Annotated in this window: 18 protein-coding genes; 8 read left to right on the top strand and 10 right to left on the bottom strand. The window is 58.0% G+C overall.

Annotated elements, in window-relative coordinates; translation table 11 throughout:
* Positions 1 to 55 precede the first annotated feature (55 nt).
* Positions 56 to 877 (top strand): serine O-acetyltransferase, encoded by an 822-nt coding sequence (cysE, locus tag MKS11_RS21570; RefSeq protein WP_002922426.1) that lies wholly within the window; start codon positions 56 to 58, stop codon positions 875 to 877.
* Between the two features lie 101 nt (positions 878 to 978).
* On the opposite strand, the gene trmL is transcribed toward cysE, so the two are convergent.
* From trmL to MKS11_RS21545, 5 genes are all read right to left on the bottom strand, one after another.
* The gene (trmL, locus tag MKS11_RS21565; protein WP_004205043.1) at positions 979 to 1,452 is read right to left on the bottom strand and encodes a tRNA (uridine(34)/cytosine(34)/5-carboxymethylaminomethyluridine(34)-2'-O)-methyltransferase TrmL; all 474 of its coding nucleotides are present in this window, start codon (positions 1,450 to 1,452) and stop codon (positions 979 to 981) included.
* A gap of 248 nt (positions 1,453 to 1,700) precedes the next feature.
* Positions 1,701 to 2,885 carry an FMN-dependent L-lactate dehydrogenase LldD gene (gene lldD / locus MKS11_RS21560; protein ID WP_284109687.1) on the bottom strand — a complete coding sequence of 395 codons (1,185 nt, stop codon included), beginning with the start codon at positions 2,883 to 2,885 and terminating at the stop codon, positions 1,701 to 1,703.
* Positions 2,885 to 3,658, bottom strand: coding sequence for a transcriptional regulator LldR (gene lldR, locus MKS11_RS21555; RefSeq protein ID WP_004205041.1), 774 nt, complete (start codon positions 3,656 to 3,658; stop codon positions 2,885 to 2,887). Before lldR ends, lldD begins: the two co-directional genes overlap by 1 nt.
* Complete coding sequence (lldP, locus tag MKS11_RS21550; RefSeq protein WP_004205040.1) at positions 3,655 to 5,310, bottom strand: L-lactate permease; 1,656 nt, start codon at positions 5,308 to 5,310, stop codon at positions 3,655 to 3,657. The genes lldR and lldP overlap by 4 nt, the downstream gene beginning before the upstream one ends.
* Before the next feature lie 283 nt (positions 5,311 to 5,593).
* Positions 5,594 to 5,956 carry a YibL family ribosome-associated protein gene (locus MKS11_RS21545; RefSeq protein ID WP_002922410.1) on the bottom strand — a complete coding sequence of 121 codons (363 nt, stop codon included), beginning with the start codon at positions 5,954 to 5,956 and terminating at the stop codon, positions 5,594 to 5,596.
* Between the two features lie 272 nt (positions 5,957 to 6,228).
* On the opposite strand from MKS11_RS21545, the gene MKS11_RS21540 reads away from it, so the two are divergent.
* Positions 6,229 to 6,453: a hypothetical protein gene (locus tag MKS11_RS21540; protein WP_002922402.1), complete on the top strand. Its 225-nt coding sequence runs from the start codon at positions 6,229 to 6,231 to the stop codon at positions 6,451 to 6,453.
* Here the strand turns inward: MKS11_RS21540 and mtlR are convergent.
* The 3 genes from mtlR to mtlA all read right to left on the bottom strand — a co-directional run bounded on the left by mtlR (position 6,442) and on the right by mtlA (position 10,196).
* On the bottom strand, positions 6,442 to 7,038 hold the full coding sequence (gene mtlR / locus MKS11_RS21535) for a mannitol operon repressor MtlR (RefSeq protein ID WP_025999221.1): 597 nt from the start codon (positions 7,036 to 7,038) through the stop codon (positions 6,442 to 6,444). The two genes, MKS11_RS21540 and mtlR, sit on opposite strands and share 12 nt — an antisense overlap.
* Positions 7,038 to 8,186 (bottom strand): mannitol-1-phosphate 5-dehydrogenase, encoded by a 1,149-nt coding sequence (gene mtlD, locus MKS11_RS21530; protein ID WP_004205038.1) that lies wholly within the window; start codon positions 8,184 to 8,186, stop codon positions 7,038 to 7,040. Before mtlD ends, mtlR begins: the two co-directional genes overlap by 1 nt.
* A 102-nt stretch (positions 8,187 to 8,288) precedes the next feature.
* Positions 8,289 to 10,196: a PTS mannitol transporter subunit IICBA gene (gene mtlA, locus MKS11_RS21525; protein WP_017900038.1), complete on the bottom strand. Its 1,908-nt coding sequence runs from the start codon at positions 10,194 to 10,196 to the stop codon at positions 8,289 to 8,291.
* A 538-nt stretch (positions 10,197 to 10,734) separates the two neighbouring features.
* Between mtlA and MKS11_RS21520 the strand changes: the two genes are divergently transcribed.
* The 5 genes from MKS11_RS21520 to selB all read left to right on the top strand — a co-directional run bounded on the left by MKS11_RS21520 (position 10,735) and on the right by selB (position 16,276).
* Entirely contained in the window at positions 10,735 to 11,103 is a 369-nt protein-coding gene (locus MKS11_RS21520; RefSeq protein WP_004205035.1) for a DUF3302 domain-containing protein, read from the top strand.
* A gap of 3 nt (positions 11,104 to 11,106) precedes the next feature.
* The gene (locus MKS11_RS21515; protein WP_004205034.1) at positions 11,107 to 12,243 is read left to right on the top strand and encodes an HlyD family secretion protein; all 1,137 of its coding nucleotides are present in this window, start codon (positions 11,107 to 11,109) and stop codon (positions 12,241 to 12,243) included.
* 92 nt (positions 12,244 to 12,335) lie between these two features.
* Entirely contained in the window at positions 12,336 to 12,944 is a 609-nt protein-coding gene (locus tag MKS11_RS21510; RefSeq protein WP_017900037.1) for a glutathione S-transferase, read from the top strand.
* A gap of 105 nt (positions 12,945 to 13,049) precedes the next feature.
* Positions 13,050 to 14,438 carry an L-seryl-tRNA(Sec) selenium transferase gene (selA, locus tag MKS11_RS21505; RefSeq protein WP_053809871.1) on the top strand — a complete coding sequence of 463 codons (1,389 nt, stop codon included), beginning with the start codon at positions 13,050 to 13,052 and terminating at the stop codon, positions 14,436 to 14,438.
* Complete coding sequence (gene selB / locus MKS11_RS21500) at positions 14,435 to 16,276, top strand: selenocysteine-specific translation elongation factor (RefSeq protein ID WP_087771080.1); 1,842 nt, start codon at positions 14,435 to 14,437, stop codon at positions 16,274 to 16,276. Before selA ends, selB begins: the two co-directional genes overlap by 4 nt.
* 74 nt (positions 16,277 to 16,350) lie before the next feature.
* On the opposite strand, the gene MKS11_RS21495 is transcribed toward selB, so the two are convergent.
* A complete protein-coding gene (locus MKS11_RS21495) occupies positions 16,351 to 18,300 on the bottom strand; it encodes a glycoside hydrolase family 127 protein (protein WP_049115155.1) in 1,950 nt (649 codons plus the stop codon).
* Between the two features lie 9 nt (positions 18,301 to 18,309).
* A complete protein-coding gene (locus MKS11_RS21490) occupies positions 18,310 to 19,710 on the bottom strand; it encodes an MFS transporter (protein WP_087771081.1) in 1,401 nt (466 codons plus the stop codon).
* 251 nt (positions 19,711 to 19,961) lie between these two features.
* Between MKS11_RS21490 and MKS11_RS21485 the strand changes: the two genes are divergently transcribed.
* Positions 19,962 to 20,777, top strand: a complete 816-nt coding sequence (locus MKS11_RS21485; protein ID WP_004205028.1) for a helix-turn-helix domain-containing protein — start codon at positions 19,962 to 19,964, stop codon at positions 20,775 to 20,777.
* Positions 20,778 to 20,783: the final 6 nt, after the last annotated feature.

The following is a 20,783-nucleotide window of genomic DNA, read 5'->3' as shown; positions in this document are numbered from 1 at the left end:
ATGACCCTGCCAGCGCAGAACTGGCAGGTCATTACCATATCGCCTGGAGTATGCAATGCCGTGTGAAGAACTGGATATCGTCTGGAATAATATTAAAGCCGAAGCCCGGGCTCTGGCTGACTGTGAGCCAATGCTCGCCAGTTTTTACCACGCAACGTTACTCAAGCATGAAAATCTGGGCAGCGCACTGAGCTATATGTTGGCCAACAAGCTGGCTTCCCCGATTATGCCGGCGATCGCCATTCGCGAAGTGGTGGAAGAAGCCTACGCCGCCGACCCGGAAATGATCGCCTCCGCCGCCTGCGATATTCAGGCGGTGCGCACGCGTGACCCGGCGGTGGATAAATACTCCACGCCGCTGCTCTATCTGAAGGGTTTCCATGCTCTGCAGGCCTATCGTATCGGCCACTGGCTGTGGACGCAGGGCCGGCGCGCGCTGGCGATTTTCCTGCAAAACCAGGTCTCCGTCTCTTTCCAGGTGGATATCCACCCGGCGGCGAAAATCGGCCGCGGGATCATGCTCGACCACGCCACCGGTATTGTGGTTGGTGAAACGGCGGTGATTGAGGATGACGTCTCTATTCTGCAGTCGGTCACCCTCGGCGGTACCGGTAAAACCAGCGGCGACCGTCACCCGAAAATTCGCGAAGGCGTGATGATTGGCGCCGGAGCGAAGATCCTCGGCAATATCGAAGTCGGGCGTGGGGCAAAAATCGGCGCAGGCTCAGTGGTGCTGCAGCCGGTGCCGCCGCATACCACCGCCGCAGGTGTTCCTGCGCGCATCGTCGGCAAGCCGGAGAGCGATAAGCCGGCGATGGATATGGATCAGCATTTCAACGGTATTCACCACACTTTCGAGTACGGCGACGGGATTTAACGTCTTGCCCGGTGGCGCTGCGCTTACCGGGCCTACGATCTCATCCCGCCAGCCTGTCGCCCGGATAAGGCGCCGTGCGCTGCAATCCGGAATCGCTCAGGTTAGCTGCGCAGCACAGCGCCGGGATAGCCCAGCTGGCGCCAGGCTTCATACACCACCACCGACACCGCGTTTGACAGGTTCATGCTGCGGCTGTCCGGCATCATCGGAATCCGAATTTTCTGCTCCGGCGGCAGGGCATCAAGGATGCTCGCCGGCAGACCGCGGGTTTCCGGACCAAACATCAAGAAATCGCCATCCTGATAGCTCACCGCGCTGTGCGCCGGGGTTCCTTTGGTCGTCAGGGCGAACAGGCGCTGCGGCTGTGCGCTGGCGAGAAACGCCGCGTAATCGGCGTGGCGCTGCACGGCGGTGAACTCGTGATAGTCCAGTCCGGCGCGTCTCAGGCGCTTATCGTCCCAGGTGAAGCCCATGGGCTCAATGATATGCAGACTGAAGCCCGTGTTGGCGCACAGGCGGATAATATTCCCGGTGTTCGGCGGGATCTCTGGTTCGAATAACACGATGTTCAGCATACTGCCCCCTTAATTGCGGGGGGCAGAATAGCAGATATTTGGTCAACCCTCACCCCGGCCCTCTCCCTGAGGGAGAGGGGGAAAACCGGCGCCGGCCGGTGGGCCGGAGGACGCGGGTAAAAGGACTCACCCAACCTTCGGTACTTTACCTGGACGGAGGTTAAGGCGAACGCTACCGCTAGCCTGGCTGCCGGACGGTTCCCTCTCCCTGACGGAGAGGGTGAGGAGAGAGAGCACAACGGCGCAGCTTATGCCGCGTTATGCTGCTTCAGCGCATCGAAGGTCTGCAGCCCCTCCGCGTTCTGCACCAGCGAATCACGGCTAATGTCCGCGATGGTTTTCGCGCCGGTCAGGGTCATCGCCACCTTCATCTCTTTCTCGATTAGATTCAGCAGATTTGCCACCCCCTGCTTGCCATGGGTCGCCAGGGCGTACAGGTAAGCGCGGCCCAGCAGTACGCTGTCGGCGCCCAGGGCGATCATCCGCACGACGTCGAGACCGTTGCGGATGCCGCTGTCGGCGAGAATGGTAATGTCGCCTTTCACGGCGTCGGCAATTGCCGGCAGGGCGCGAGCGGAGGAGAGCACGCCGTCAAGCTGGCGGCCGCCGTGGTTGGAGACCACAATACCGTCGGCGCCAAAGCGCACCGCGTCGCGGGCGTCCTCCGGGTCGAGGATCCCTTTGATCACCATCGGACCGTCCCAGAAATCACGGATCCACTCGAGGTCTTTCCATGAAATCGATGGATCGAAGTTATTCGCCAGCCAGCCGATGTAATCCTCCAGGCCGGTCGGCTGGCCGAGATAGGCGGAGATATTCCCCAGATCGTGCGGACGGCCGTTGAGGCCAACGTCCCATGCCCACTGCGGATGGGTGACCGCCTGCCAGTAGCGGCGCAGGGCGGCGTTCGGGCCGCTCATGCCGGAATGGGCGTCGCGGTAACGGGCACCGGGGGTCGGCATATCGACGGTAAAGACCAGCGTTGAACAACCCGCCGCCTTAGCGCGCTCCAGCGCATTGCGCATAAAGCCGCGGTCGCGCAGAACGTACAGCTGGAACCACATCGGCCGCTTGATGGTCGGGGCGACCTCTTCGATTGGGCAGACGGAAACGGTGGAGAGGGTAAACGGAATACCTTTGTCATCCGCTGCGCCGGCGGCCTGCACTTCGCCGCGGCGGGCGTACATCCCGCACAGCCCCACCGGCGCCAGCGCCGTCGGCATCGCCAGCTTCTCGTTGAAGAGGGTGGTCTCGAGGCTCAGGTCCGACATATTGCGCAGAATACGCTGGCGTAACGCCACGTCGGAGAGATCTTCCACGTTGCGGCGCAGGGTATGTTCGGCGTAAGCCCCGCCGTCGATATAGTGGAACAGGAAAGGCGGCAGGATACGCTGGGCGGCGGCGCGATAGTCGCTGGCGGCGGAAATAATCATCACGAATTCTCCCTGGAATTATCAATAGCATCGCCGGGCAGGCGGGTAATTCGCGCCTGGCGGGCCTGGTCTTCATCAAAACGTTTAATGGTGGCGTGGACAAAGCCTAAGTGGGCCATCATCGCCTGGCGCGCCGCCTCGGCGTCGCCGGCGACAATCGCCTCCATGACGGCCTGGTGCTGTTCGGTCAGGCGGGCAAATACCGGCGGCACCAGATACATACGCTGACGGCTCTGCTTGACGGAGGAGTGCAGCAGGTCGAAAAAGCCGCGCATGGTTTGCAGGAGCACCACGTTATGCGAGGCTTCGGCGATGGCCAGATGGAAGCGGACGTCCGCCTGCGAGGCGATATCCGGGTCTTCACTCTGGGTCGCTTCAAAGCACAGGCGAATTTTTTCTTTATCAGCGTCGGTGGCCCGCATCGCCGCGTGCCACGCGGTGCTGGCTTCGATGGCGTGGCGGGCCTCGAGGATGTCGAAGCTGTAGTCAGGGTCATCGGCTAGTAGCGTCTTCAGCGGCTGGACGATGTTTTGCTCCGACCACGGCTCATGCTGAAAGCGGACGAAAGTGCCGCCGCCTCGACGGCTCAGCAGTACCCCTTCATTGACCAGCATCGCCAGCGCTTCGCGCAGGGAATTGCGCGAGACGCCGAGCTGAGCGGCGAGCTGACGCTCGGCGGGCAGTCGCATGCCCGCCTCCAGCTGTTGTTCTTCAATCAGCGCCCGGACGCGACGGGCTACATCGTCGGCCAGGCGTTTAGGCATCACTATCACGGGATCATCCAGGTTAAAACGTAGGCCTGCAGCGTGGTGATCAGGCCCACCATACAGGTGAAGATCAGGCTGTGTTTGACGGTAAAGCGGAACAGATCCGACTCTTTACCCACCAGGCCAACCGCGGCGCAGGCGATGGCGATCGACTGTGGGGAAATCATCTTGCCGGTGACGCCGCCGGTGGTATTGGCCGCGACCAGCAGGATATCGGAGACGCCAATCTGCTGTGCCGCCGTTGCCTGCAGCGCGGCGAACAGGGCGTTAGACGAGGTGTCCGAACCGGTCAGGAATACCCCCAGCCAGCCCAGGAACGGCGAGAAGAAGGTAAACGCGTGGCCGGTATGGGCAAGCGCCAGGGCCAGGGTTGACGACAGCCCGGAGTAGTTGGAGATAAAAGCGAACGCCAGCACCATGCCGATAGAGTAGATCGGCAGCGCCAGGTCCTTCAGCGTCCCGGCGAAGGTGGTCAGCGCGTCTTTCGGCTTCATACGCAGCCAGACGATGGACAGCAGGGCGGCGAACAGAATGGCGGTGCCGGTTGCCGACAGCCAGTCAAACTTATAGATGGCGGCGTAAGGCGTCGCGGCGCTGACCACCGGCGGCATGCGGGCGACCATTTTGTCGAGGAACGGCACCGAAAAATTGATGACGAAGTCATACATCGCGCCGCCCGGCGCGAACAGCGCTTTGAACGGCGGCACGCTCCACAGGGTTACGGTGGCGGTCAGGAACAGGAACGGCGACCAGGCGCGGATCACTTGTCCTGCGGTGTAGCGCGTGCGGGCCAGCGTCATATCCACCTGCGAGGCGCCGATGTCGCCAAAGCGGAAGATGCGCACCGGTTGCCAGCGTTTGAGGAACAGGGTCAGGCAGACCAGGGAGACCAGCGATGAGATGATGTCCGGCAGCTCCGGGCCAAGGAAGTTAGAGCTGAGGTACTGGGCGATAGCGAACGAGCCGCCTGCGACCATCACCGCCGGCCAGGTCTCTTTGATGCCCCGCCAGCCATCCATGATGGCCATGATCCAGAACAGCACGATAATGGTCAGGAACGGCAGCTGGCGGCCCACCATCTGGCCGATGGCGAAGCTGTCGATACCGGTTACCTGGCCGGCCACCAGGATTGGGATGCCCATCGCGCCGAAGGCCACCGGCGCGGTGTTGACGATCAGGCACAGGCCAGCCGCATACAGCGGGTTAAACCCGAGGCCGACCAGCAGCGCCGCGGTAATCGCCACCGGCGCGCCAAACCCCGCTGCCCCTTCGAGAAAGGCGCCGAACGAGAATCCGACGATCAGCATCTGCAGGCGTTGGTCAGGCGTAATTGACAGGATCGACGAGCGGATAATGTCGAACTGTCCGGTCTTCACCGAGATTTTATAGACAAAGACCGCGGCGATAATAATCCACGCGATGGGCCACAGTCCGTAGAAGAAGCCATACACTACCGAGGCCAGGGCGCGGTCCACCGGCATTTTATAGAACAGCAATGCGACGGCCAGGGCGATCGCAACGGTCCAGGTAGCGGCGAGATAGCCTTTCAGTTTGAGCTTAATCAGCGCAAAAAAGAAAAACAGAATCGGTAGCGATGCGATAAGACTGGATAACCAGATATTACCGGCGGGATCGTAGTTTTGTTGCCAGAGATTCATGCAGGGTCTCCATCGGGCCGCCAGGACGTGTGGGCTGAGTCTGCGCTCATTGCCGAATCCGTCTTAGGTAAAATTGGCCCGGCCAATTAGGGATAGCAGGGTTGATGACAACGAATGGTTAACCAGATGTTACTCTTAGGCAACGGGTTTGTGATGCATTTTGATGGATTTGTGAACTGCTGGGGGGTAGATGAATTTATTGGTTGGACCAATCTGCCGGCAGGGGACGAAAAAGGGTGGCGGTAGGTCAGAATAACCCTCTCCGGACGGAGAGGGCTGGGGATTAGAATTCGCTGCGGGCGAAACCGGTCATCTCTTTCAGACCCATTTCCCGGCCCAGGGCGGTCATCGGATGGACGACCACCAGGCCGCGGACGCTTTTCTTCAGCTTGCCCATATCGGCCTGCTCTTTTTTGGTAATCGCGCGACGGAACGGCAGGCTCATCAGCTTTTGCGCCTCTTTGCTCAGCTTCTGGCTCTGGACGGAACGCAGACGTTCAATCTCCGTTTCCAGAGTGGCTTTTTCTTTTTCCAGCTCAGCGTATTTATCGGCGGCTTCCACCAGCGACAGCTCGGCCTGCTGGTGGCGGATGGCGTCGAGACGATCGCTCAGACGTTTGATTTCATTCTTTTCGACTTCTTTCATGGTGATTTGATCTGTTAATAAAGGGGCTTCATTCGCCTATAGTATGTGCCGTGACCGCTATTGTTGATAGCTATTTATCAAAAATTCGCCGTTAATCGCCGTCAGAATACGATACCTGAACCTGCTAATAATTTGAATTTTATTAATATTCTTTCTGATACCCGCTCTAATTTCATTTCTGTGAAGCCGGTCGGCAGATAAGCACGTTTTCCTTAACCCACGCCGGTGAATTGGCTAATGCTTAATCAGATTATTCCCAAAAGGAGGACGTGATGGCAAAGATCGGCGACGGCGTACCACGTTTAATCGACAAAGCGGTTGATTTTATGGCTTCCAGTCAGGCGTTTATGGAGTATTTGAAAAAGTCTCCGCGGCTGCAGCATGTACCGCGAGATATCCCGCAGGATAAGGAAGCGTTGTTTCTGCAGCGTCTGGAATATTATCGTCAGCTTTACCGGCCGACCTGCGACCAGACGGAGCCGGAATCAGAGCGTTGATTTCTGGAAGGCTTTTTTTAAGCTGATTCGTGAAATCAGCTCAGTCAGGGACAACACCATCGTTGAACGCACCATCTGCTGGTAACGCAGTTTCTGCATTGCCAGCAGTTCGGCGTCGCTGTCATCAAACTGCGGCGTTGGCGGCAGGGCGGCGACGCAGTGCAGTTCGCCGAACGGACCGATAATTTCGTCGTCGGTAAAGCTGTACTCATTGCCGTCGTGATTAAGCTCCTCGCGCAGGGCCATCAGCAGCTCGGCGTCTTCATATTCGGCACGACTTATCACCCCAAGGCCATAAATCAGCTTCAGGCGTACAGAGAGATCGCCGAGCGGCCCGCTGCCCTCCAGCAAGGGCTCAACGGCGTATTTCACCGCGTAGTCGTCTTTACGGAACACCTGAAGCACCAGAATATTGACCGCTTCCGTTAACAGCTCGACGGTGGCGATCAGGAAGCTTCGCACGGTTTTGCCAGCATTCAGACGCTCAAGCACACGGTTTTCAAATGCTTGTGTTTCTTCCATCATTGCCTGCATATCTGACAGGAGTCGTAATGGGCGCGACGTCTGTCGCGCCAGGTTGTGCATCATTTTACCGCGTTGTAGTCGTTAACGGCCTCCGCGACGACATCGCTTGCCGCGTCAAGGCCGGAAATCTGGGCCAGCGCGGCCTGCGGCCCCTTGTCGGCGATCAGCGCCGCCAGCTCCTGAGCCTGCGGATCGTCTTCGCTACGGAAATGCATCGCCGCCGCGATCCCTTTCACCAGGTTGCGGTGCGGCAGGCCGTATTCCAGTGTACCCAGCAGCGGCTTAATTAAACGGTCGCCGGCGCTCAGTTTGCGCAGCGGCTGACGGCCAACGCGCTCAACATCGTCTTTCAGGTACGGGTTCTCGAAACGGCCAAGAATTTTCTGGATATAAGCCGCGTGCTTCTGCGGGTCAAAGGCGTAGCGTTTGATCAGCACCGCGCCGCTCTCCTCCATCGCGCCCTGCACGACGGCCCGAATTTTCTCGTCGAGGATCGCATCGCGAATCGTCTGGTGGCCCGCCAGTTTTCCGAGGTAGGCGGTTATAGCATGCCCGGTGTTCAAGGTGAAGAGCTTGCGCTCGACAAATGCCATCAGGTTATCAGTTAATTCCATTCCCGGGATGGTCGGCAGTTCGCCCTTGAACTGGGTTTTATCGACGATCCATTCGCTGAAGGTTTCCACGGTGACTTCCAGCGGGTCATGGGTAGCGGACGCCGATGGCGGCACGATACGGTCAACGGCGGAGTCGACGAAGCCGATATGGGTTTCCACCCAGGCCTTATCTTCCTCCGCCAGGGCGTTAAATACGTGGCCTTTTAACTGCGTTGTGCCGCGCACCATATTTTCGCAGGCGATAATGTTCAGCGGGCGTTCGGTGCCCTGCGCTTTGCGCTTCGCCAGCCCTTTGGCGATGGCCGGGGCGATGCGCTCAAGGACCACGGGACCGACGGCAGTGGTCACCAGGTCGACGCTGGCGATCAGATCCACGACCTCGTCGCCAATGCTGCTGACGGCATTCACGCCGGAGACGGTATCCACCTGCTCATTTTCGCCAACGACGTGAACCTGGTAGCTATGACGGGCATTCAGGGCATCAAGTACGGTCTGATTAACATCGGCAAACGTCAGTTCGATGCCCGCGTCGGCCAGCAGTTTACCGATAAAGCCACGTCCGATATTACCTGCGCCAAAATGTAATGCTTTCATAGTAGTAACCTTCAATTAATGTTTTTACCTGAGAGGGCTGGGGTGAGGCTTTTCCCCTCACCCAAACCCTCTCCAAAAAGGAGAGGGAATGGACCGGTCTGTTTATTTATTCAGCAGCGCCAGTACGTCGTCGACGCTGGTGGTGTTCGCCAGTCGCTCAATCACCGTTTCGTCATCCAGCGCGTTGGTCAGGCTGGTAATCACCTGAATGTGCTCGTTGTTGCGGGCGGCGATGCCGATCACCAGGCGGGCAACATCGTCTTCATCTTCCCCAAAGCGCACCCCTTCCGGGTACTGGCAGAAGACGACGCCGGTTTTCAGCACGCGGTCTTTCGCTTCGATGGTGCCGTGCGGCACCGCGATGGACTCGCCAAGATAGGTCGAGGTCAGTTTTTCGCGGTCCAGCATCGCCTGCACATATTCCGGCTCAACGTAGCCGCCTTTCACCAGTTGCTCGCCGGCGAAGCGGATGGCTTCTTCTTTTGTGGCCGCTTTGCGACCGAGGAAGATGTTATCCGCACCCAGCTTGAACAGGTTTTTGTCAGTATCATCAAAGCTGTCTTTCAGGCTATCAGTGACTTTGACTTCGTTGTCGATGTGGCGCTGGGCCGCCACCAGACGCTCGGTCAGGCTGGTGTAGAGACCGCTGTCGAGGAAGTTGGTCAGCGAAATATGCTGCGCCTGCGGTACCTGGCGCATGGCGCGCTCGGTCAGGTCGCGGTGGGTGATCACCAGGTCAACATCCGGCGGCAGATTATTGATCGCGCTGTTGGTGACCGAGATGTTGCTCAGGCCGGCATCCTGCACTTTCTTGCGTAGTACCCCGGCGCCCATGGCGCTGGAACCCATCCCGGCGTCGCAAGCGACGATGATTTTCCGCACATGGCTCAGGTCGTTGGTGACATTGCCTGCCGCCAGCGGGTTGGCGCCTTTTGATTGCGCCTTCATGTCATGCATACGACGGGTTGCCGCTTCGATATCGTCTTCTTCTTTGACTTTGCTGGTCTTCAGCAGAACCGCAGAGACCACGAAGGAGACCGCCATCGCGGCGATAATGGCTGCGATGTTCGCGAAGTAGGCTCCTTTCGGCGTCATCGCCAGCACCGCCAGGATAGAGCCCGGGGAAGCCGGAGAGACCAGACCGCCGTTGAGGATGGTCAGGGTGAAGACACCGGTCATCCCGCCGAGGATAACGGCCAGGATCAGACGCGGGTTCATCAGCACGTACGGGAAATAGATTTCATGGATACCACCCAGGAAGTGGATGATAGCCGCCCCGCCTGCAGACTGTTTAGCGCTGCCGCGGCCAAAGAACATGTACGCCAGCAGAACGCCCATCCCCGGACCCGGGTTCGCTTCAATCAGGAAGAAGATGGATTTACCCAGCTCGTGGGACTGCTGAATACCCAGCGGCGAGAAGATACCGTGGTTGATGGCGTTGTTAAGGAACAGGATTTTCGCCGGTTCCACGAAGATAGACGCCAGCGGCAGCATGTCGTGCGCCACCATGAAGTTAACGCCAGCCGCCAGAATTTTCGACAGAACTTCTACCGCCGGGCCGATGCCGAGGAAGGCAAGAATAGCGAGGATCATCCCGATGATGCCGGCGGAGAAGTTATTCACCAGCATTTCAAAACCGGATTTGATCTTACCGTCGACCCAGTTATCGAACTTCTTGATGCAGTAGCCGCCCAGCGGGCCGGCAATCATGGAGCCGAGGAACATCGGCATATCCGCGCCGACGATAACGCCCATGGTGGTGATCGCCCCGACCACGCCGCCACGTTCGCCGCCGACTAATTTACCGCCGGTGTAACCGATCAGCAGCGGCAGCAGGTAGGTGATCATCGGACCGACCAGCTTCGCCAGCGTTTCGTTTGGCAACCACCCTGTCGGAATGAAAAGCGCGGTGATGATACCCCACGCGATAAACGCGCCGATATTCGGCATCACCATATTGCTGAGAAAACGACCAAAGCTTTGCACTTTGATCTTGATATCGGATGACATAAAACACCCCTTCTTCTGTTTTGCGTATCGCGCAGGCTAAAAGCCCGAGGTTTGTTGTTAATGTGGCGGCAGAGGTAGCCGGGCCCTGATTGATAGTGCGAAATCTGGCACTGAATCGTTTAGCTGTCCAGCCAACGCCTTTTTATGTGATGTAGATCACATGAATATAGGGTGCGCGGTGGGTTTTGTAGTGATTGTGATCACATAATTGCTGTGTAAAAAAACAACAGACCGTCGTTTTTGCCGCTAATCTGCGATTTTGTGTGATATTTGTCACAATTTTGTTTCGTGTTTTTGTTGTTTGTTTGTGATTTTGATCACAAAGAATTTCGCGGTGGATTTTCGCCGCTGTGATCTCGGCCCGGTTTTGCGGCCAGGGCGAGGTGGCTGTGTAACTAAGCAACCATGTTGGTTAAATAACTTTTTTCCACCGGATGGCAAAAATGAAAGGGGTGAATTATGCTCAAATCAGCGGCCCGGATGTCAGTGGGGCGTGAATAAAATTTATATAAATTATTAGCGTAAAGCCGAGGGAATTATGTTTCTCAATTATTTTGCGCTGGGTGTTCTGATCTTCGTTTTTCTGGTCATTTTTTATGGGATTATCGTTATTCACGATATTCCTTATTTGATTGCCAAAAAACGCAACCACCCCCATTCCGATGCTATTCATGTCGCCGGATGGGTCAGTCTTTTTACTCTCCATGTCATCTGGCCGTTTTTATGGATATGGGCCACGCTGTACCAACCTGAGCGCGGCTGGGGCATGCAGCATAAGGCGAATACGGACCCCGACGAACCTGAAAAAGAAAGCGATATACAACAGCTTCGCCAACGACTGAGCGACCTTGAGCATCAGGTGGCGGCCATCCAGCGGCCACAGTCCACCTCTGCGGCGGAGAAATAAACTATGGATCTGTTGATAATTTTGACCTACGTGGCTATCGCCTGGTCGATATTTAAAATTTTCAAAATACCGGTAAATAAATGGACAGTTCCCACCGCGGCGCTGGGGGGCGTATTTATTGTTAGCGCGCTTATTTTATTAATGAATTATAACCACCCTTACACCTTTCTGGCGCAAAAGGCGGTGATATCTATTCCTATCACGCCGCAGGTTACCGGAGTAGTTGACAGCGTCACCGACAAAGCGAATCAGCGCGTCAAAAAGGGCGAGGTGCTTTTTACTATTGACCCGGCGCGCTATCAGGCGCGGGTCGACCGTCTGCAGGCCGACCTGGTGACAGCGCTGCACAGTATTAACACCCTCAAGGCGCAGCTCTCTGAAGCCCAGGCCAACACCACCCGCGTATCGGCGGAACGCGATCGCTTATATAAAGACTATCAACGTTACCTGAAAGGGAGCCAGGCCCGGGTGAATCCGTTCTCAGAAAGCGACATCGATAACGCCCGGCAGAATTATCTGGCCCAGGACGCGCTGGTCAAGGCGTCGGTGGCGGAACAGGCGCAGATCCAGAGCCAGCTGGATAGCATGATCAACGGCGAGCAGTCGCAGGTGGTTAGCCTGCGCGCCCAGCTGGCGGAGGCGAAGTACAATCTCGACCAGACTACCGTGCGGGCGCCCAGCGATGGGTATATCACTCAAGTGTTGATCCGTCCGGGGACCTACGCTGCCTCGCTGCCGCTGCGGCCGGTGATGGTGTTTATCCCTGAGCAAAAAAGGCTGATCGTCGCCCAGTTCAGGCAAAATTCGCTGTTAAGGCTGGAGAAGGGCGACGACGCGGAAGCGGTGTTTAATGCCCTGCCCGGACAGGTATTCCACGGCAAACTGGTGAGCATTTTACCGGTGGTGCCGGGGGGAACCTATCAGGCGCAGGGGGCGTTGCAGTCGCTGACCGTGACGCCGGGCAGCGATGGCGTGCTGGCGACCATTGAGCTCGATCCGAATGCCGAAATCGATGCACTACCCGATGGCATCTATGCGCAGGTGGCGGTCTACTCCGACCATTTCGCCCACGTTTCGGTGATGCGTAAAGTGCTGCTGCGCATGACCAGTTGGATGCACTACCTCTATCTCGACCATTAATGCGATCGGCGGCAGGTTGAGCGGGATGCTCACCTGCCTTTTACCTCGCCCTGAGCCATACTCATATCTTTGTTGGCGATAAGGAGCAGGCTATGAAACTGATCGGCAGCTACACCAGTCCCTTTGTGCGCAAAATATCGGTGATCCTGCTGGAAAAGCGCATCCCTTTTGAATTTGTCAACGAATCCCCCTACAGCGAAAGCAACGGCGTGTCGCGCTATAACCCGCTGGGCAAAGTGCCGGCGCTGGTGACAGATGACGGCGAATGCTGGTTTGATTCTCCGGTTATCGCGCAGTATCTCGAGCTGCTGGGCGTGGCGCCGCCGATGATTCCCGCCGATCCCAGAGCCGCTCTCAGGATGCGCCAGCTTGAGGCGCTGGCAGATGGGGTGATGGAGGCCGCCCAGGCGCTGGTGCGCGAAAAAGCTCGCCCTGCGGCCCAACAGTCAGAGCAAGAGCTGCTCCGCCAGCGGGAGAAAGTGGCGCGCGGCCTCGACAGGCTGGAAGCCTGCGCGGCGGACGGAACGCTACGCGGTGACGAGGTCAATCTGGCGACCATCTCTACGGCCTGCGCCATTGCCTACCTGAACTTTCGCCGGGTGGCGCCGGGCTGGTGCGCCACCCGGCCGCAGTTGGTGAAGTTGGTGGATGCGCTGTTCCAGCGCGCCAGCTTTGCGCGCACCGAACCGCCGCGGACTTGACCCAGGCAGGTAACAGTTTGCGCAAGGAGGCGTTACAATCGCCGCTGATTGTTGACTCCCTCTCCCGTCGGGAGGGGGGAAAATAACTTACTGCCAGGCCCATTCATGACTACCGAAATTCGTGCGCTTTATACCCGGCTTCCGGCCATTGACCGCTTACTCCGCGACCCCGCTTTTTCCTCCCTGCTGGCGCAGCACGGCCATTCGCAGGTGGTGACGCAGCTGCGCCAGATGCTGGACGAGGCGCGGGAACAGATCCGCCAGTGTCAGACACTGCCTGACTGGAGCCATGACTGGCTGAGTGCCTGCGCGCAGCGGCTGACCGCCAGCCGGCAGAGCGCCCTGCGTCCGGTGTTTAATCTCACCGGTACGGTGCTGCACACCAATCTCGGGCGCGCCATCCAGGCTGAGGCGGCGGTGGAGGCGGTCGTCAGCGCGATGCGCGCGCCGGTGACGCTCGAATATGATCTCGACGACGCCGGGCGCGGCCATCGCGATCGCGCTATTGCCGATCTGCTGTGCCAGATCACCGGCGCGGAAGATGCCTGTATCGTGAACAACAACGCGGCGGCCGTGCTGCTGATGCTGGCGGCCACCGCCAGCGGCAGGGAGGTGGTGGTCTCCCGCGGCGAGCTGGTGGAGATCGGCGGGGCGTTCCGCATTCCCGACGTGATGCGTCAGGCAGGTTGTCAGCTGCACGAAGTAGGCACCACCAACCGCACCCACGCCAAAGACTATCGCCAGGCGGTGAATGACAATACCGCCCTGCTGATGAAGGTCCACACCAGCAACTACAGCATTGAAGGCTTTACCAAAGCCGTCGACGAAGCGGAGCTGGCGGTCATCGGCCGCGAGCTGGACGTCCCGGTAGTGGCCGACCTGGGCAGCGGGTCGCTGATGGATCTCAGTCAGTATGGCCTGCCGAAAGAGCCGATGCCGCAAGAGATGATCGCCGCCGGGGTGAGCCTGGTCAGTTTCTCTGGCGACAAGCTGCTCGGCGGCCCGCAGGCCGGAATTATCGTTGGCAAACGCGCGCTGATTGCCCGCCTGCAGAGCCATCCGCTGAAGCGGGCCCTGCGCGCGGATAAAATGACTCTCGCGGCGCTGGAAGCCACGCTGCGCCTCTATCAGCATCCGGAAGCGCTGCGGGAAACCTTACCGACGCTGCGCCTGCTCACCCGCCCGGCGGACGAGATCCGCCGGCAGGCTGAACGCCTGCAGCCTGCCCTGGCGGCACACTATGCTGATTTTGCCGTCAACGTGGCAGCCTGCCAGTCGCAGATTGGCAGCGGCTCGTTACCCGTCGACCGTCTGCCTGGCGCGGCGTTGACCTTTACCCCCCATGACGGCCGCGGCAGCCGGCTGGAGGCTTTGGCGGCCCGCTGGCGCAGGCTGCCATGCCCGGTGATTGGCCGCATTTATGACGGCCGGCTCTGGCTGGATCTGCGCTGTCTGGAAGATGAAACCCGGTTTATGGAGATGTTGTTACGATGATTATTGCCACCGCTGGACATGTTGACCACGGCAAAACGACGCTGCTGCAGGCGATAACCGGCGTGAATGCCGATCGTCTGCCGGAAGAGAAAGCGCGGGGAATGACGATCGATCTCGGCTATGCCTACTGGCCGCAGCCGGACGGGCGGGTGCTGGGGTTTATTGACGTGCCCGGGCACGAAAAGTTTTTGTCCAACATGCTGGCGGGGGTGGGTGGGATCGACCATGCGCTGCTGGTGGTGGCCTGCGATGACGGGGTGATGGCGCAAACCCGCGAACACCTGGCGATCCTGCAGCTGACCGGAAAGCCGACGCTGACCGTGGCGCTCACCAAGACGGACCGCGTGACGGCCGCCCGGGTGGCGGAGGTTCAGGCGGAGGTCGAGCAGGCCCTGCGCGAACTTGGCTTTGACGCCGCCGCTTTCTTCCCCACCGCGGCGGTGGAAAACCTCGGTATTGCCGAACTGCGCAGCCATCTGCTGCAGCTTGCGGAGCGCCCCCATCCGCAGCAGCGGCGTTTTCGCCTGGCGCTGGATCGCGCTTTCACCGTCAAAGGGGCGGGGCTGGTGGTCACCGGGACGGCGCTCTCCGGCGAAGTACGGGTCGGGGATACCCTGTGGCTTACCGGCGTCAACACGCCGATGCGCGTCCGCGGTCTGCATGCCCAGAATCAAGCGCTTGAGCAGGCGCACGCCGGGCAGCGCATTGCGCTGAATATTGTCGGCGATGCGCAGAAAGAGGCATTGCACCGCGGCGACTGGCTGCTCTCTTCCCCGCCGCCGGAGCCTGCAGAGCGGGTGATTGTCGAACTGCAGTGCCATACGCCGCTCAGCCAGTGGCAGCCGCTGCATATTCACCACGCTGCCAGCCACATCACCGGCCGGGTGTCGCTCCTTGAGGGCGACCTGGCGGAGCTGGTGCTGGATACCCCGCTGTGGCTGGCGGATAACGACCGGCTGGTACTACGCGATATCTCCGCTCGCTTGACGTTGGCCGGCGCACGAGTGGTGACGCTGGATCCCCCGCGCCGCGGCAAGCGTAAACCGGAGTATTTGCAGTGGTTGCACGCCCTGGCGGCGGTTGGCGCTGACGATGCGCAGGCCCTGGAGCTGCATCTGCAGCGGGACGCCGTCCGGCTTGAGCGCTTCGCCTGGGCTCGGCAGCTGAGTGAAACCGGAATGGCGGCCTTGATCCAGCGGCCTGACTATCTGCAGGCCGGACAGCGCTTGCTTAGCGCGCCGCTTGCCGCCCGCTGGCAGCGAAAATTGTTGGATGCCCTGGCGCGCTACCATGAACAGCATCGCGACGAGCCCGGCCCTGGCCGGGAGCGCCTGCGCCGCATCGCGCTGCCGATGGAAGATGAAGCGCTGGTGCTGCTGCTGATTGAGCAGATGCGCGAGAGCGGCTTAGTCCGCAGCCATCACGGCTGGCTGCATCTGCCCGAGCATAAAGCCGGGTTTACCGACGAGCAGCAGGCGGTCTGGCAGAAGGTGGAGACCCTGTTCGGCGATGATCCCTGGTGGGTGCGCGATCTCGCGCGCGAAGTCCATGTTGAAGAGTCCCTGATGCGCGCGGTGCTGCGCCAGGCGGCGCAGCAGGGGATAATTACCGCGATCGTCAAGGATCGTTACTACCGCAACGATCGCATTGTGCAGTTCGCCCAGCGGGTGCGCGAGCTGGATCAACTGCGCGGGTCAACCTGCGCGGCGGATTTTCGCGATACCTTAAACGTAGGGCGGAAGCTGGCGATCCAGATCCTGGAGTATTTCGATCGGATTGGCTTCACCCGCCGTCGCGGCAACGATCATATCCTGCGCGATAAGGCGTTGTTTCTGTAATCATTAACGCCTGCTCCCCGGCGGACAGCGAACGCTGTGTTGCCGGGGAAGAGGAGGTCGCGCTGTGCCGGGCCTTATTCGGCTTCCCGTACCCAGATACGCATTTCGCCTTCTCCGCGGTTTGCCCAGCTAAACCAGGGAATAAAGGTCAGCGTCTGTGAATGGGGGGTGGCCAGCGGGTGATCGTAGCTCCAGAGATTCTGCGCGTCGGCGTTTTCTGCATGTTTTCTGTAGCCTGGAGCCTGAATCAACATGTTGCGAGCAAACAGCCCCTTTCCTTCAAACACCGTAAACCTGGCATCGCGTGGCAGCAGCAGGTTATGCAGCGCTTCGCCGTTATCAGCTTGTTCGAGACAATAGACCAGTGGACCGCGCTGCAGCGCGACCTGGCCTGCCTGGTGACGAACAAGCGGATTGCCATATACCCGGCGAACCGGCATCGGCAAGGTAAGCATCAGGGTGTCACCTTCCTGCCAGAGATGATGGATATGCAGATAGCCCTGGCGAATATCCTGCGTGACCGGCGCGCCGTTCAGGGTGATGTGCGGACCCTCGCACCAGTCAGGTAGACGCAGCGCCAGCGTATGGTTCACTGTTGACGGTGATTCGATGACAATTTTGACCTGTTCCCGCCAGGGATAGTCACCGCTGATACGCAGGCGTAACGTCTTTTCCCCAACCGGGATCTCGACCTGATTGCCGACATAGAGATTGATATACAACGCCTCCTCGCGTGGCGTGTAGATATAATGCCCCAGTGAGGTCAGAAGACGAGCGATATTCGGTGGGCAGCAGGCACAGCCGAACCAACGCTGACGAACAGGCTTAACATGGTCATAAATATGATTGAATTTTAAAGACTTAGGCTGCACTTCCAAGGGGTTGACGTAAAAGAAATGTTTACCGTCCAGCGCCATACCGCCCAGAACGGTATTGTACAGCGCGCGCTCCATTACATCAGCATATTGGCTGTCGGCTTCCAGTTCCAGCATGCGGCGCGCGAACATCATCAGCCCGATAGAGGCGCAGCTTTCCGCATAAACGGTATCATTCGGCAGGTCGTAATCGCTGCTGAAGGCTTCCCCGCTGCTCTGTGAGCCAATGCCGCCCGTAATATACAGCTGACGCTGGACCATGTTTTTCCATAACCGCAGGCAATCCTGGCGTTTGCCTTCGTTCTTGCTCAGGCGCGCAAGGTGCGCTACGCCGGCCATTAAATAAACAAAGCGAACCGCGTGACCCACAGCGGTGGTCTGTTCGGCAAGCGGCAAATGCGCCTGGCTGTAGGGTTTATCCATCACCATCCACGCCGGCCCATAGGTATTCCAGAAGGAAGTTTTGCCGCGTTTTTCATACTCGATGTCATAGAAATGCGGCTGTGTCCCACGCTGTTCAACGAAGTAATTAGCCAGCGCCATATAGCGTGGTTCCTGAGTCACATCGTACAAACGCATTAACGCCAGCTCTATTTCAGGGTGTCCCGGGTAGCCGTGCAGCTGATTGTCGTCGGGACCAAACACGCTGTCGATATGATCGGCGAGGCGACATGCCACCTCCAGCAGGCGGCGTTTACTGGTCGCCTGGAAGAATGCCACCCCAGCTTCAATCAGGTGACCGGCACAGTACAATTCATGGCATTCGGCGAGATTGGTCCAGCGTTCCCCGGGCGCTTTCACCGTAAAATAGGTGTTCAGATAACCATCTTCACATTGCGCGGCGGCAATCAGCTCAATCACCTCGTCGGCGGTTTTTTCCAGTTCCGCATCTGGCTTCTGGCACAATGACCAGGCGACGGCCTCGAGCCATTTCGCCACATCGCTATCCTGGAACACCATTCCGTAGAATTCTCCTGCCTGCTGACCTGCGGCGATACGGAAGTTTTCTATCGCATGGCTGGGCTCAGCCTCGGCGATCCGGTCATTGAGGGCCTCCCACTGGTAGGGAATGACGACATCACGCACCAGTTGCTGATACTGACCCAGAAACGGATCGTTAACTTTCAGTTTATGCAGATCGACTTCCATGATTTCTCCTTAAGACTGAACGTGACGTGCGCGCAGATCGGCTGCAATACGCGACATCATGGGATTGTTGAGCTTGCAGGCGCGGATAGCGAAGGCCAGCAACAGATGGAACAGCGCGGGCAGCAGGGTTTCCATCGCCGTGATCCCCGATAGTGAGGATGGAGTCTGGTTGCTGGCGCCGGGTTGATAAGCGACGTAGATAAATACCAGGCTGATAATGCCCGCACTGGAGGCCCATGCCAGCTTGATAAAGAACAGGTTGAAAGCAAAGTTCATCCCCGACGAACGGACACCCGTCTTCCATTCGCCATAATCATCAGAGAAGGCCATCAACGAAAAATGCAGCGGTAGGGTAAAGCCCAGGATGATGCCATTGCCGAGAATGACCGCCAGCCACAGCGTTTGCCAGGACGGACCGGTGGGCAGGAACCACATTCCGACCGCCAGTAAGGCCAGTACCACATTGGTGTAGTAATAGAGCTTGACGGTATCAACGTGGCGCGACAGCCAATTGACGATCGCGGCGCCCAGAATCGAGGAAAAGGTGACCATGGTGAAAAACAGCGATGTATAGCCAGTAGAGCCGCCGAGTACATAGGTAATGAAGTACATGTAGCCGCCATCGCGAATGTTAAACACGTTGATCAACAGGAATGACATCGCCAGCATGAGTAACAGCTGATCGTTTTTACGCAGACCGGCGATATGTTCGCGCAGGGTGAATTTGCCGAGCATCTCCAGGGAAACACGCTCTCGTACCCAGAAAAAGCAGCACAGAAACATCACCGCCGCGATGGCGCACAGTACGCCGACACCATACTGATAACCCTGGGCGGTATTCCCCTGACCGAGCGCTTTTACCAACCACGGCAGGCCCACGGAGACCAGGAATCCTGCCACACCGCATAGTATAAAGCGCCATGCCTGGCAGGAGATCACCTCGCTATGGCGAGTGGTCATCGTATTAATGAGCGCGCAGTAAGGGACGTTAATCGCGGTATAGCTGACTGAAAGCAGCAGGTAAGTGCCGAAGGCCCAGGCGATTTTTACCCCCATGCCGGCATCCGGCACGGTAAAGGTCAGCACGCCGATCGCTGCAATCGGAACCGCAATCCATAGCTGCCAGGGGCGAAAACGTCCCCATCGGCTTTGGGTCCGATCGGCGAGGACGCCCATGATCGGATCGGAAATAGCATCAAACACGCGCAGCGCAAGGAACAGAGTACCGACCAGCGCCGGGGTGAGCCCAAAGACGTCAGTATAGAAAAAAGTGAGAAAGTTCATGATCAGGCAGGTGATGACCGTTCCACCGGCGTCGCCCAGACCATAGCCTATTTTTTCACGGAGAGATAATTTGTCGTCCTGCATGTGCTTCGTGAGGTCGCTTGTCGTAATCGGAGCCGTAGTCATAAATAACTCCCGAAGAGAATGTTCAGAATTATTCCGCTGTCTGGCCGGCGGACATTTTTTGTCTTTTGCAAATACATTAATTATTTTGCACCGAATAAACGAGGCAACAAGGGAAGGGAAAAGTATAAAAAGAGAACGATTCCGACTTTGTCATAAAAATGTGATTCCGATCCGGAAAGGCGTTAATTTATGATTAATAATCAGTTGGAAAGAGATGTTTTATCGTTTCGTTAGCGGAAAATTAAATATATATGCTTGAATTATCCATGTCTCTTCCGATTCGCGTACAAAATGGCGGCTTATTTATTTCCCGTGGTGTCGGCAGCCATCCGGCGCGTAAACTGCAATCCTGGGAAATTATTTTTGTCGAAAAGGGAACGTTAACGATTTGCGAAGAGGATGAAATATTTAACGTTAATGCAGGGGAAAGTTTATTGCTGTGGCCAGAACGTTCTCATGTTGGGGTGGGGGAATTTCCCGCCGACCTGAAATTTTATTGGCTGCATTTTGAAGTACTGACGGAGAGTGTCCGGTCTCTGCCGCCAGCGCTGCTTAACGTTCCGCAACATACCCGCGTCAGCGATCCACAATACATTATTTCGCTGTTTCGCCAGTTTCTTCGTGAACAGGAGAACATTCACCGCAGCCTGGCGCTGGAGCTCCTGTTATTGCTGATACTGCAGCAGATTGCTGCGGCGGCAAGCGAAAAACCGGACGACAGTCCCGGCGCTGCGCTGGCCTGGAAAGCGCAGCAGATCATCCATACCCGTTACCACTTGCCTGTTTCAGCCTCGACGCTGGCGAAAGAGCTGCACTGTAATGCGGACTATTTAGGACGCGTGTATCGTCACGTTTTCCGCGTGACGTTGACCGAAGCGATCCATCGTCAGCGGGTCAGAGCGGCGGAAAAGCTGTTGATCAGCGATTCACTGTCGTTGACCGAAGTCGCGGGTCAGTGTGGCTTTAATGACGTCGGTTATTTTCGCAAGATCTTTCGTAAGCACACCAGCCTCACGCCTGCCGCCTGGAAGCGCCGCTACTGTAAGGAGCACATTAATTCAGCGTAATGAAAA

The sequence above is a fragment of the Klebsiella sp. K5-45 genome, from assembly GCF_030128605.1.
Taxonomy (GTDB): Bacteria; Pseudomonadota; Gammaproteobacteria; order Enterobacterales; family Enterobacteriaceae; genus Klebsiella; species Klebsiella quasipneumoniae.
The sequence above is the reverse complement of the archived record's forward strand: the minus strand, read 5'-3'. Positions and strand labels throughout refer to the sequence as shown.